Genomic DNA, 12,733 nt, shown 5'->3' on the forward strand with positions numbered 1-12,733 from the left:
ACCTTCTTATTCTTACCGCAGACCACGGGAATGATCCCACCTATAGCGGCACTGACCATACCAGAGAGTATGTTCCCTTCCTGGCTTATTCCAAGACTATGAAAGAGGGTGGCCCCCTTGAAAACGAGGATACTTTTTCCGTTATTGGCGCATCAGTGGCAGATAATTTTGACGTGAAAATGCCGGAAGGAACTATCGGACATTCCATTCTTGAGAAATTATGCTAAAATAGAAAAGACAGTTATTGGATAGCTGTTGCTCATTCGGGAGATTGTCTGCTTTTGCGACAGAACCCGGATAGAAACAAATGATTTGCAGCACATGGCAGAAGATGAGGAAATCATATGAAACACACTTATTTACACGATGTACTTCCATTCCTTCGTGAACTGGAACGTGAGAAACAGAAACAATTTGAGGCTTATTTTCGTACTGCACCATTATGGCTTATGGACCTGTTTCAGAGTGAGATAATGGAAGCCGGAACTACTTTTATCAGGGAAAATGAACCGGCAGATACGATTTTCTTTGTTGCCAGAGGAAGAGTAAAAGCTACAGATTACCGGATTTCCGGCATTGCCTATGATTTTATGAAGCCCATGAATCTCATTGCGCTTGGTGGTATGGAGGTGATCCTGGGACAGGATACCTACCAGACCACCCTGCAAACAGAGACAGAGTGTATTGTTACCAAGCTTCCAAGAGCGCAATATGAGAAATGGATTTATTCAGATACGGAAGCTTTTCGCATGGAGGCAAAGCTTACCTGTGCTTCCCTGTTGGAGGAAGAGCGGCGGAACCGTCTGTACCTGTTTTTGGAAGGGGCTGACAGATTAGCTGTACTTTTTTCGGAATGGTTTGAAAAATATAACAAAAATGACATTTTATGCATCGGCGAAAGCCGGCAGAATCTGGCAGATGAGACAGGCCTTTGCCTGAAAAGCATCAGCCGCGCCATCAAGAAGTTTCAGGCAGAACAGCTGATCGTGAAAAAAGGAAATCAGATCTGTATCGACAGGAAGCAGTACGAAAGGCTGAAGCGGACTGTGGATGAGAAAATCGGCAACGTATAAACGAAACACAATAATGTTATAAGCTGTCCTGGCAATAAGCCGGATAGCTGTAGATAAAGGAGAAGGTGTACATGAGCGATTTATATCAGAAATTAGAGACTTGCCTTGCAAGTGTCAGAAAAAGGACAGATTTTAAACCGGAAGTGGCGCTGATCCTGGGATCCGGCCTTGGAGATTATGCAGATGAGATCCAGATCGAAACCACCATTGACTATACAGAGATTGAGGGCTTTCCAACCTCCACAGTTGCAGGTCACAAAGGCAGATTTGTATTTGGGTATGTGAAAAATGTGCCGGTTGTGATCATGCAGGGAAGAGTGCATTACTATGAAGGCTATCCAATGACGGATGTAGTTCTTCCCACCAGATTGATGGGCATGATGGGAGCGAAGAAGCTGTTTCTTACAAATGCAGCCGGTGGAGTGAATCCGAATTTTAAACCAGGTGATTTTATGATGATCACCGATCACATTACCACAGGAATTCCGAGTCCGCTGATCGGACCGAATATTGAGGAACTGGGAAGCAGATTTCCGGATATGAGTGAGGTATACAGTAAACGATTGCGAGAGGTGATCCGTGCCAGTGCAGAAAAATGCGGTATAGATCTCCAGGAGGGCGTATATGTGCAGTTTACAGGTCCTGCCTATGAAACTCCGGCTGAAGTGAGAATGGCAGCTATATGGGGCGGTGACGCAGTTGGAATGAGCACTGCATGTGAAGCAATGGCAGCTCGTCATATGGGAATTGAAGTGTGTGGAATTTCCTGTATCACCAACATGGCAGCTGGCATTTCGAAGCAGGAGCTGAACCACAAGGAGGTTCAGAAGACTGCAGACAGAGTGGCGAAATCTTTTAAAAAGCTGGTGACGGAAATCATAGCCGGTATGTAGCCGCAAGGAAGTGCGGGTTTCATAAGAGGCAGCGCAAACCAAAAGATATAACGTAACAAAGGAGAAAAGTTATAATATGGGAATTGTTGTAATCGGTGATGTTTTTATCGATGTGAAAGGTTATTCCACAGCACCATTTATTCCTGGAGGAAGAAATGCCGGTGTGATCCAGCAGATCCATGGCGGTGTAGGAAGAAATGTAGTGGAAGATATTGCCAATATAGAGTTGAAACCAACCTTTGTCAGTCTGGTAGATGACGACGCTATGGGGGATGATGTGATCCGCAAACTGGAGCGTCATAAAGTAGATACCAGATATATGCGTAAGGTAAAAAACGGCATGGGAACCTGGCTGGCTGTCTTTGACCAGGACGGAGATGTGGTGGCATCTATTTCCAAACGTCCGGACCATCGTCCGATAGAGCAGATCCTGGATGAACACGGAGATGAAATTTTCCAGGATGCGGACAGCGTTGTAATCGAGATTGATATTGACAAGGAAATTGTGAAGAAGACCTTTCACTATGCAGAGAAATACGGCAAAAAAGTATACGCTCTTGTATCGAATATGACCATTGCAATCGAAAGACGTGACTTCTTAAGGCGGACAGCCTGTTTTGTATGCAACCAGCAGGAAGCGGGCATCCTGTTTTCGGAGGATTACGGTGGCCTGAAGCCTGAAGAGATGGCCCGGTGTCTGGCAAAAAGGATCCAGTCCGCCCATATTCCAAAGATGGTGGTTACCATGGGAAGTGATGGTGCAGCTTATGCAGATCAGGAAGGAAACTGGGGCGTTTATCCAGCTATGAAGGTAGATGTGGTTGACACCACAGGCGCGGGAGATGCCTTTTTTGCAGGTGTGTGCGTAGGCCTTACCTATGGAAAAACAATGAGAGAGGCATGTGCCATTGGTACCCGTCTTTCCTCAACTGTAATTTGTACCTCAGAGAACATTTGTCCGAGATTTATGCCGGAAGAATTTGATCTTGACAGGTAGGAGAAGAATATGGAAAGTCTTATTATAGGAATTGCCGGCGGCTCCGGCTCCGGTAAATCTACTTTTACAAACAGAATTAAAAAGCGTTTTGGAGATGACGTAGTAGTCCTTTATCACGACAATTATTACCGCAGACAGGATGGAATCCCTTTTGAGCAGCGTGTGACTGTGAATTATGATCATCCGGATTCTCTGGAGACAGAGCTTCTGGTGGAGCATCTGAAGCTTCTGAGGCAGGGGAAAGCTATTGACTGTCCGGTTTACGATTATTCCCAACATAACCGTTCAGACAAGATCCTTCATATCACCCCAAGTCCGGTGATCCTTGTGGAGGGAATCCTTCTTCTGGCAGATCCCAGAGTGCGTGAGCTCCTTGATATTAAGGTCTATGTGGAAGCTGACGCCGATGAGCGTATCCTCCGCCGGATTTCCCGTGATGTGGAAGAGCGGGGAAGAGACTTGAATGGAATCATTAAACAGTACTTAAATACAGTGAAACCCATGCATTACCTTTATGTAGAGCCCACGCGTTCCAAGGCTGATATTGTGATCAACAGCGGAAAGAATGACGTGGCGTTTGATCTGTTTGTTTCGAAAATCAGTATGGAATTGGAAAAACGGAAGCAAGGGTAATTACAGAAGATGTTTGCTGTAGGCTGTAAACATTGATGTGATGATGCGGCAGAATTAGCAAATGAAAGTTGCTGTTTACGAATTGGGTGAGAATCCCGGCATAAAGAATTTTTCTGCGAAATTGGTAGATGGCAACAGATAAAAAGATACAGGAGATCAGAATGTCACAGGAAAAAGAGAACAGACAGCATGAGAATGCGCAGAGTGTGCAGGAGGGGCAGCAGCCTCATAAGCGCAGAGTGCGCTACAAAGGCAGATACCCGAAGAAATTTGAGGAGAAATATAAAGAACTTCAGCCGGAGAAATACCAGGATACCATTCAGCATGTAATGCAAAAAGGGAATACCCCGGCAGGCATGCATATTTCTATTATGGTAAAAGAGATTATTGATTTTCTGGAGATCAAACCAGGACAGATTGGCTTTGATGCCACACTTGGCTACGGCGGTCATACAAAGGCCATGCTTCAGTGCCTGCAGGGTCAGGGGCATATGTATGCCACTGACGTAGACCATGAGGAAGCCGCCAAGACAAAGAAGAGACTGGAAGCTCTTGGCTTTGGTGAGGATATTCTGACTATTAAACTTCAGAATTTCTGTACCATTGATGAGATTGCAAAAGAAGTGGGAGGTTTTGATTTCCTTCTTGCTGATCTCGGCGTGTCCTCCATGCAGATTGATAATCCCAAGAGAGGTTTTTCCTTCAAAGCAGACGGACCTCTGGATCTGCGCCTGAATCAGGAAGCCGGGATCAGTGCGGCAGAGCGCCTGGAACATATTACCCGGGATGAGCTTGCAGGAATGCTTTATGAGAATTCAGACGAGCCATACTGTGAGGAGCTTGCCAAGGCGATCACAGATGAGATCCGCAAAGGAAACCACATGGATACCACCACAAAGCTTCGTCAGGTCATTGAGAAAACTCTGGATTTCCTTCCGGAAAAAGAGAAGAAGGAGACCATCAAAAAGACCTGCCAGCGTACTTTCCAGGCCCTTCGGATTGATGTGAACCGGGAGTTTGAGGTTCTGTATGAGTTTATGGAGAAGCTGCCGGGAGCACTGAAGCCTGGTGGAAGAGCGGCAATCCTTACGTTCCATTCAGGAGAGGATAAGCTGGTGAAGAAAGCGCTGAAGGCTGGATACAAGGAGGGAATTTATTCCGATTATTCCAGAGACGTGATCCGTCCGTCAGCCCAGGAATGTGCCCAGAATGGACGCGCACGGTCTACGAAAATGCGCTGGGCGATTAAATCGGAGTAAACGCGATAAATACACTGCGCGAGTTTGGCTCGCCTATCGAGTAAATGAGACAAAATACGCTCTGCGAGTTTTGCTCGTTATCGCGTCAGTCGCCAAGGTTTTTCGTGCAAGTACGAACTTTAGTTCACCTATCGCATAAATAAAATGGGGGGGAGGAACCGTATCACTGCAGTTCCATCCCCCATATTTTACAATCTCTGGTTCCCACAACCATATAACTTTGATATACAGCAGGAGATGCTTCGATGACTCCCTCACTGATCTGGTGGCAGTCAAGAACGTCTCCTGTTTTTCCATCCAGAAGATAGATATGTCCTGTGCTGTTGCAGTAGAGAACCTTTCCGCTGCCATCCGGATTGTATACACATACAGGTGAAGACCAGGCATAGGCAGATTCATGTTCCCAGTTTACTTTCCCGGTATTTTTATCAATGCATGCAAGTACACCTTGTGCCTGTCCACTGGTTCTGGCAACTGTCACATAAATGTTATCCGACAATTCTTCTTTTCCAACAGCGATGGTAGATTGTACACCGCCTGAAACACTGTCCTCGGAGGAACAGTCGTAAGAGGTCTGCCAGATGATCTCTCCTGTCTCCGCATCAATTTTCCAGACAGGAACCTCTGCAGTGGTGCTGCTTCGCCAGCCCAGGCGGAAAGAGGTGCTGACATACAGGTAAAGGTGTCCGCCCTCCACAGACAAAACGGGAGTGGAGTTGGAGTCATCCAGAATATCCTGCACCCATACAAGCTGCAGGGTATTCAGATCCAGGCACATCAGATTGCCGCCGTTATCTGCAATAAAAAGATAACCGTCATAGATGGCTGCGCTGTCCTCCATGCCAAGCCAGTAGGAACCTACGCTGGTACGTGTTCCGTAGTAGCGCCATTTCACAATATGATCCGGATTGACGGACAAAGTGCCTGCTTCCGGGGCATAACTGGTATTCAGCTTGATCAGATAAAGAATTCCGTTCTCTCCTGGATAGATCAGGGTATCTGTGGCAGCATCCACAAGGGCAGAGGAATCAAAGTAGCTTAAATTTCCGCGAAGGGAAAATTCATCATTATTTCCAAAGGTATACATCACACTGCAGTCCAGAAGATTCACAACAAAGACCCTGGCAGTGCCTTCATTGCTGTCATAACCTGCGCCCACATACATAATTGGATAACCTCTGGGATCAAGTGCACCTGCCCCTTTGAAGGTGAAACCAAGGTAAAGGGGATCTCTGGTAGCCTCGCCGGTTTCCAAATCCAGGAAATATACATAGCCGTCCATGCAGGCATAGATCACTTCCACAAGATCGTCTTTTTCCTTTGCCCAGTCGTACATATTCATGGACTTCTTTACTTCTCTGGACCATTTTTCCATAAGAGGCTGTCCGGTCCAGCCGCTTCCGGACCAGGTGGCATCTCCGTAAGTAATAGAGCCGGTTTTGGCTGTCCAGAGATCCTGGATTTTTCCATTTTTGATCTGTGTATTGCCATAGGCTGCAGTGTCACGGAAATTGTTTCCGCGGAAGGTGACGATTCCATCCACATCTGTGTAGCTGATTCCGGCATCGAAGGAGTGGGGATCTGTGGAGGTATAATCCGAAGTATTGGCAAGTATCTGCCCGTCCACCTCAATGTCTGTGGTTTCTATGTATAAAGATGGTCTGGTGGAATCTACGCATTTAGGAGAAAATTTTGCCGGTCTTGCCATTGCGGCCTTTACAGCGGCAAGAGAGTTGGAGTCATCTATGTCCAGACCGCTGGCTTCCTCAACCATGGAAACTGTATTTACATTTTCCCGTATCCTTTTTACGAGGAAAACTCCTCCCAGTATAATTACTGCTGCAATGATCAGGATCCCTTCGGTAAGAAGAAGTCTTCGGAAGAAATATTTTTGCTGCAGCTGCTTTTTTCGTTTCCCTACTTTTCTTTTCATATTCTGAATCCTTCCCTGTTCATTTGGCAAAAATTATACAAGGTATGACTGGGAAATTCAAGATGTCAAGAGCTGTTTTGGAAATTCAATTTTCAGATTTGGAAAAAGGGCGCAATCTTTTTTCTTGACAGTGTATGGCCTGGCTTGTTAAAATATTATTTATCGTATGAAAAGGAGGAGAAAACATGCTGAAAGTATGGATCGTAGGATCTGAAGGCCAGATTGGCGAGGCAATTAATGAAGTGCTGGATCCGTTGGAAATTGAAGTTTTGAATACAGACAAAAATGCGCTTGATATTACAGAAACAGACGAAGTTCTCCATTTTGGAGAGATCAACCGTCCGGATGTGATCATCAACTGTGCTGCGATCACAGATGTAGAGCTTTGCGAGAAGCAGCCGGAGGAGGCATTTCGTGTAAACGCTTTAGGCGCCCGTAACTTAAGCCTTGTAGCAAGAAAAACAGGGGCAAAGATGGTGCAGCTTTCCACAGACGACGTTTTTGACGGTCTGGCACAGAAGCCGTACACGGAGTTTGACAATACAAACCCCAAGACTGTTTACGGAAAATCCAAGTGCGCCGGGGAGAATTATGTGAAGGAGTTTACCCACAAGCACTTTATCATCCGAAGCAACTGGGTCTTCGGAAAGGGAAATAACTTTGTAAACCGTGTTCTGGAGGCCGCAGATCAGGGCAGAGCTCTTGCTGTAGCTGAGGATCAGTATGGTTCCCCCACAAGTGCCAAAGATCTGGCAAGAATTATCCTGCATCTGATCCGCACCAATGAGTACGGAACCTATCATGCAACCTGTCAGGGTGTTTGCAATCGTTATGAATTTGCAAAGGAGATACTTCGCCTTGCAGGCAAAGAGGAGCAGCTGAATCCGGTACCTACCCCGCAGTCTGATCTTTCTTCTGCCAGACCTGCATATGCAGTTCTGGACAATTTTATCCTTCGCATTATCGATGTATATGAGATGCCTGGCTGGAAGGATTCTCTGGAAGAATTTATGAAAGAAAAACGGGAGGGCTAAGATGAGCGCGAAGAAAGAAAAGAATGTAAAAGAGAAAAAGAAGATCAGCTTAACCAGTATGATCTTTATTGCGCTGATCGCCGGAGCAATCACAGGAATGGTTCTCCATTACCTGGTGCCGGATAGCAGTGTGAAGAATGATGTGATTGTTGAAGGAGTGCTGTACGTTCTTGGGCAGGGCTTTATCCGCCTTATGAAAATGCTGGTAGTACCACTTGTTTTCTGCTCACTGGTATGTGGAAGTATGGCTATCGGTGATACTAAGAAGCTGGGAAATGTAGGTGGAAAAACACTTGCATTTTATCTGGTTACAACAGCGGTGGCAGTTGCAGTTGCCCTTGGAATCGGAACTCTTTTGAGACCGGGAATTGGTCTTGATATGAGTAAGATCCAGGTAAATGCTTCCGATATTGAGACTATGGAGTCTACCTCTCTGGTTCAGACTATTCTCAATATCATTCCGGATAACCCCATCAAGTCCCTGGCAAGTGGGGAAATGCTTCAGATCATAGTGTTTGCTTTGATCATTGGTGTGATCCTGGCAAAGCTTGGGGAGCGTGCGGAGACCGTTTCCAACTTTATCAGCCAGTTTAATGATATTATGATGGAAATGACCATGATGGTTATGAGTCTGGCTCCTATTGGTGTATTCAGTCTGATCGCAAGAACCTTTGCAACCATTGGTTTCAGCGCATTTGTGCCTCTGGCAAAATATATGATCGCAGTTCTGATCGCTCTGGCAATCCAGTGTTTTGGTGTATACCAGATTTTGCTGAAGCTGTTCACGGGCCTGAATCCGGTGAAGTTTATCCGAAAGTTTTTCCCGGTTATGGCCTTTGCCTTTTCCACTGCAACCTCTAATGCGACTATTCCGCTTTCTATTGATACGCTGTACAAGAAGATGGGTGTTTCCAAGAAGATTTCTTCTTTTACCATTCCTCTTGGTGCGACTATCAACATGGATGGTACTTCGATCATGCAGGGTGTTGCGGTTATGTTCGCTGCCCAGGCTTTTGGAATCCAGCTGACTCCTATGGATTATATTACAGTAATCGGAACAGCCACACTGGCTTCCATTGGTACCGCAGGTATTCCAAGTGTTGGACTTGTTACTTTGACTATGGTATTTAATTCTGTTGGTCTTCCGGTTGAGGCAATCGGTATTATCATGGGTATTGACCGTATTCTGGATATGGCAAGAACAGCGGTTAATATTACCGGTGATGCTGTTTGTACGACCATTGTGGCTTGCCAGAATGGGGCTGTGGATAAAGAAGTGTTTAATAAAGCTGAATAAAAATATTGGCGTGTGTATGTGAGTTTAGACTCAGGTATGCACGTCTTTTTTTGTGTGGCGAAGGCGGACGCCTGGGAGGGACAGTGTGTTGCGGACAACGTCAAAAAACGGGATTTTACTCCGTCGTCGATTGCAGGTTCCATAAACAAACTCGCCCCTGCTGGGCTCAGACAGTGTTTATGGAACCTGCGCTATACTCATAAAATCCCGTTTTTTGACGAACTATCCGCAACACACTGCCCATTCCAGGCTGATTGTTCAAAGTAACTATGAATTAAGTGGAAATAAACAGCGCATAACACTTGACAACAGTATAATACTGTTATATACTGTTTATATAAGGAGGAGTCACATGAAGATCATAATTAATCACTCGTCGATGCAGCCAATTTATGAGCAGATCACAGATCAGATCAAGGCGATGATCATTGACGGGACGTTAAAGGAAGAGGAAATGCTTCCCTCTGTGAGAACTTTGGCGAAGGAGCTGAAGATTAGTGCTCTTACGGTGAAGAAGGCGTATGACTTTCTGGAGGAAGAGGGGTTCGTGGTTACGGTGCATGGGAAAGGAAGCTTTATCGCTAAGAATAACCAGGGGCTTCTTATGGAAGAGCGGAAGCGGGAGATTGAGACAGAACTGGAGGAAGTGATCCGGAAAGCGCGGGTCAGCGGATTGTCTGAGGAAGAGATCCGGGAACTGTTTGAGCTTATTATGGAGGAGTAGATATGCTACTGAGTTTGAAGAATTTGCAGAAGAATTATCCTGGATTTTCCCTGGATGTAAGTATGGAAATAGAAGAAGGACAGATCACCGGTCTGATCGGAGCCAATGGAGCAGGGAAGTCTACTACCTTTAAGGTTATTCTGGGCCTGGTTCATTCTGATGCAGGAGAGATTCGTCTGTTTAATAAGGATATGGAGCAGATTTCCCAAAAAGAGAAAGCGGATATAGGCGCGACACTTTCTGACAGCGGTTTTTCCAATTGTCTGACCGTGAAACAGATTGTGCATATTCTGACAGAGACTTATGAGAAATTTGACCGGGAGATGTTTGAGAAGCGGTGCAGCCTGTTTTCCATCCCCATGGATAAGAAGCTAAAAGAGTTTTCCACAGGAATGAAAGCAAAGTTAAAAGTGCTGACAGCCACCAGCTTTGATGCCAGGCTTCTTGTTCTGGATGAGCCTACAGCCGGTCTGGACGTGATTGCCAGGGACAGCATTCTGGAACTCCTTCGGGAATATATGGAGACGGAAGGAAGAAGTATTCTGATCAGCTCCCACATTTCCTCAGATCTGGAGAGCCTGTGTGATGATATCTATATGATTGATAAGGGACGGATCGTGCTTCATGAGAATACAGATGTGCTGCTGGATGAATATGGTCTTATCAAGGCTGACGAGAAGCAATATGAATTGCTTGATAAGCAGCATATTCTCAAGGTGAAGAAGGAGCAATACGGCTACAGCTGTCTCACAGATGAGCGTGCATTTTATGCGGAGAACTACCCGCAGCTTGCAATAGAACGTGGGTCTGTGGACAAGGTTATTACTATGATGATCAAGGGGGAAGTATTATGAAAGGTATGTTTGTAAAAGACATGGAAATTATGAGGGGAAACATGAAAACGTTCATTGGCGTATATATTATAGCCATTTTCTGTTTCCTTAGTACTTCCGCAGGTCCTTCTTTTCTAATCAGTTATGTGTCTGTTCTGGCTGCTGTTATGGCACTGAATACCATAGCAAGTGATGATATGGATAATGGTATGCCTTATATTTTTACTTTTCCTATCAGCAGGAAAGAATATGTGAAGGAGAAGTATCTGCTGGGTGCAGGGATGGTCACGGTATTGTGGGCTGTTGCTGTTGCAATTGCAATTGGTGTAAATGCTTCCGGATATCGTATGGTGTCCTGGGAAGAACTGATCGCTTCTGCAGCTGCCGGTCTTTTTCTTGCTGTTTTCGCAAATGCGGTTGTGTTTCCGGTACAGTTGAAATATGGAAGCTCTACAGGAAGGCTGGTGCTACTTGTTCTTGTATTTGGCATCATGGCTGTAGGATGGATTGGCGTAGAACTATGCCAGAAAATGAAAGTGGATTTTTCAGGTCTGAAAAATCTGGGCCTGCGCATTTGGAACCTTGGAATCCCAGTCTGTCTGGCGATGCTATTTGTTCTTATGTTGCTAATGCTTCTGATTTCCTGTACAATATCCATAAAGATTATGGAGAAAAAGGAGTACTGATCCGGAAATGAAGAAGAATCAGATTTTTATAAAATGCGGAACTGAATATAAGGAGATGACGAAAGAACTGCTGGAGGCGTGCAATCTGGCAGGGGAGATAGAGAAGAAGTTTGAGAAATGCGGATTGAAGGTGCTTTCAGAAAATTCCGGGGCAGGTTTACAGCAGAATAGTGAGAAGATTATAACAGAAGCGAAGTTTGAAACAAAGAGCAGTCTTATTGACAACTCTGAAGCAGAAGTGGACTGTTTTTATTCTTCGGATTCTGTGGAAAAACAGAATTCAGAATTTGGTTTGTACAATATGCGGATCGGCATCAAGCCAAACCTGGTCGCCCCCATGGAAGCCTACTGGGGCGGCACCACTCACCCAGAGGTAGTCGCCGGAATCGTAGAATATCTTCAGGAAAAAGGGTTTTCCAATCTGGTGATCATGGAAGGTTCCTGGGTAGGAGATAAGACCTCCGAATCCTACGAAGTCTGTGGTTTCAAGTCCCTCTGTGAAAAATATAACGTTCCGTTCCTTGACATGCAAAAGGAAAAGGGAGTGCCTGTACAATGTGGCGATATGATCTTAAACATCTGTAAAAGTGTCCTTGACCTGGACTTCCTTATTAATGTTCCGGTACTAAAAGGTCACTGTCAGACCAAAATCACCTGTGCATTGAAGAACATGAAAGGTCTTCTCCCTAATTCTGAGAAGCGCCGTTTTCACGCATTAGGTCTCCATGACCCCATCGCTCACCTGGGCCTTGCTATCCACCAGGATTTCATCGTGGTAGACAATATTTGCGGAGACCTGGATTTCGAGGATGGCGGCAACCCCGTAGAGATGAACCGCATTCTGGCAGCTGTGGATCCGGTTCTTATGGATGCCTATGTCTGCGACATGATGTACTACCAGGTAGAAGAGGTTCCCTACATCACAAAGGCTGCCACCCTTGGTGTTGGCTGCGCCGACATCCGCCAGGCAGAAATCCGTGCCCTCGATGGCAACCCCGGTGCCCCCATTCCCAAGTCACGGAAAGTGGTAGAGCTTGTCGACGCTGTAGAAGAAGTAGAATCCTGCAGCGCCTGCTACGGCAACCTGATCCCTGCCCTTGACCGCCTGAAGCAAGAAGGCCTCCTTTCAAACCTGACCACCCGAATCTCCATCGGTCAAGGCTACCGAAACCAGGAAGGCATCCTGGGAATCGGCCACTGCACCCGCCACTTCACCCACCACCTGGAAGGATGTCCGCCAACTGAAGAAGAGATTTATGAGTTCCTGAAAATTTATTTAATTGGTTGAAAGTTATTCAAGGCGGACGCATTCGGACAATGGTGATTGCTCACTCGCCGGCGCAACGCTCCAGCGAACTAACTGCTAACTGC

At 45.8% G+C, this 12,733-nt stretch carries 12 protein-coding genes and 1 pseudogene; 12 read left to right on the plus strand and 1 reads right to left on the minus strand.

Annotation, left to right across the window (positions count from 1 at the left end):
- The 6 genes and pseudogenes from AB5642_RS17935 to rsmH all read left to right on the plus strand — a co-directional run.
- Positions 1 to 227, plus strand: a pseudogene (locus AB5642_RS17935) (phosphopentomutase); the annotation flags it as partial.
- A gap of 117 nt (positions 228 to 344) precedes the next feature.
- The gene (locus AB5642_RS17940) at positions 345 to 1,073 is read left to right on the plus strand and encodes a Crp/Fnr family transcriptional regulator (protein WP_173719031.1); all 729 of its coding nucleotides are present in this window, start codon (positions 345 to 347) and stop codon (positions 1,071 to 1,073) included.
- A gap of 71 nt (positions 1,074 to 1,144) precedes the next feature.
- A complete protein-coding gene (locus tag AB5642_RS17945) occupies positions 1,145 to 1,966 on the plus strand; it encodes a purine-nucleoside phosphorylase (RefSeq protein WP_173719030.1) in 822 nt (273 codons plus the stop codon).
- 76 nt (positions 1,967 to 2,042) lie between these two features.
- Complete coding sequence (locus AB5642_RS17950) at positions 2,043 to 2,963, plus strand: carbohydrate kinase family protein (protein WP_173719029.1); 921 nt, start codon at positions 2,043 to 2,045, stop codon at positions 2,961 to 2,963.
- 9 nt (positions 2,964 to 2,972) lie between these two features.
- A complete protein-coding gene (gene udk / locus AB5642_RS17955) occupies positions 2,973 to 3,596 on the plus strand; it encodes a uridine kinase (RefSeq protein WP_173716872.1) in 624 nt (207 codons plus the stop codon).
- A gap of 161 nt (positions 3,597 to 3,757) precedes the next feature.
- Complete coding sequence (rsmH, locus tag AB5642_RS17960; protein WP_173719028.1) at positions 3,758 to 4,855, plus strand: 16S rRNA (cytosine(1402)-N(4))-methyltransferase RsmH; 1,098 nt, start codon at positions 3,758 to 3,760, stop codon at positions 4,853 to 4,855.
- Positions 4,856 to 5,018: 163 nt separating this feature from the next.
- On the opposite strand, the gene AB5642_RS17965 is transcribed toward rsmH, so the two are convergent.
- A complete protein-coding gene (locus tag AB5642_RS17965) occupies positions 5,019 to 6,788 on the minus strand; it encodes a PQQ-binding-like beta-propeller repeat protein (RefSeq protein WP_173719027.1) in 1,770 nt (589 codons plus the stop codon).
- 185 nt (positions 6,789 to 6,973) lie between these two features.
- Here AB5642_RS17965 and rfbD point away from each other — a divergent pair, with 185 nt between their 5' ends.
- The 6 genes from rfbD to AB5642_RS17995 all read left to right on the plus strand — a co-directional run bounded on the left by rfbD (position 6,974) and on the right by AB5642_RS17995 (position 12,650).
- Positions 6,974 to 7,822: a dTDP-4-dehydrorhamnose reductase gene (rfbD, locus tag AB5642_RS17970; protein ID WP_118578604.1), complete on the plus strand. Its 849-nt coding sequence runs from the start codon at positions 6,974 to 6,976 to the stop codon at positions 7,820 to 7,822.
- Between the two features lies 1 nt (position 7,823).
- Entirely contained in the window at positions 7,824 to 9,119 is a 1,296-nt protein-coding gene (locus AB5642_RS17975) for a dicarboxylate/amino acid:cation symporter (RefSeq protein WP_118578602.1), read from the plus strand.
- A gap of 352 nt (positions 9,120 to 9,471) precedes the next feature.
- A complete protein-coding gene (locus AB5642_RS17980) occupies positions 9,472 to 9,843 on the plus strand; it encodes a GntR family transcriptional regulator (RefSeq protein WP_173719026.1) in 372 nt (123 codons plus the stop codon).
- Positions 9,844 to 9,845: 2 nt separating this feature from the next.
- Complete coding sequence (locus AB5642_RS17985; RefSeq protein ID WP_173719025.1) at positions 9,846 to 10,697, plus strand: ATP-binding cassette domain-containing protein; 852 nt, start codon at positions 9,846 to 9,848, stop codon at positions 10,695 to 10,697.
- A complete protein-coding gene (locus AB5642_RS17990; protein ID WP_118578594.1) occupies positions 10,694 to 11,362 on the plus strand; it encodes an ABC-2 transporter permease in 669 nt (222 codons plus the stop codon). Before AB5642_RS17985 ends, AB5642_RS17990 begins: the two co-directional genes overlap by 4 nt.
- A gap of 7 nt (positions 11,363 to 11,369) precedes the next feature.
- Positions 11,370 to 12,650 carry a DUF362 domain-containing protein gene (locus AB5642_RS17995; RefSeq protein WP_243252221.1) on the plus strand — a complete coding sequence of 427 codons (1,281 nt, stop codon included), beginning with the start codon at positions 11,370 to 11,372 and terminating at the stop codon, positions 12,648 to 12,650.
- Positions 12,651 to 12,733 lie beyond the last annotated feature (83 nt).

Origin of the sequence: Ruminococcus sp. 1001136sp1_2201st1_G3_2201SCRN_220225 (assembly GCF_040924365.1) — a bacterium.
Taxonomy (GTDB): domain Bacteria; phylum Bacillota; class Clostridia; order Lachnospirales; family Lachnospiraceae; genus Blautia_A; species Blautia_A faecis.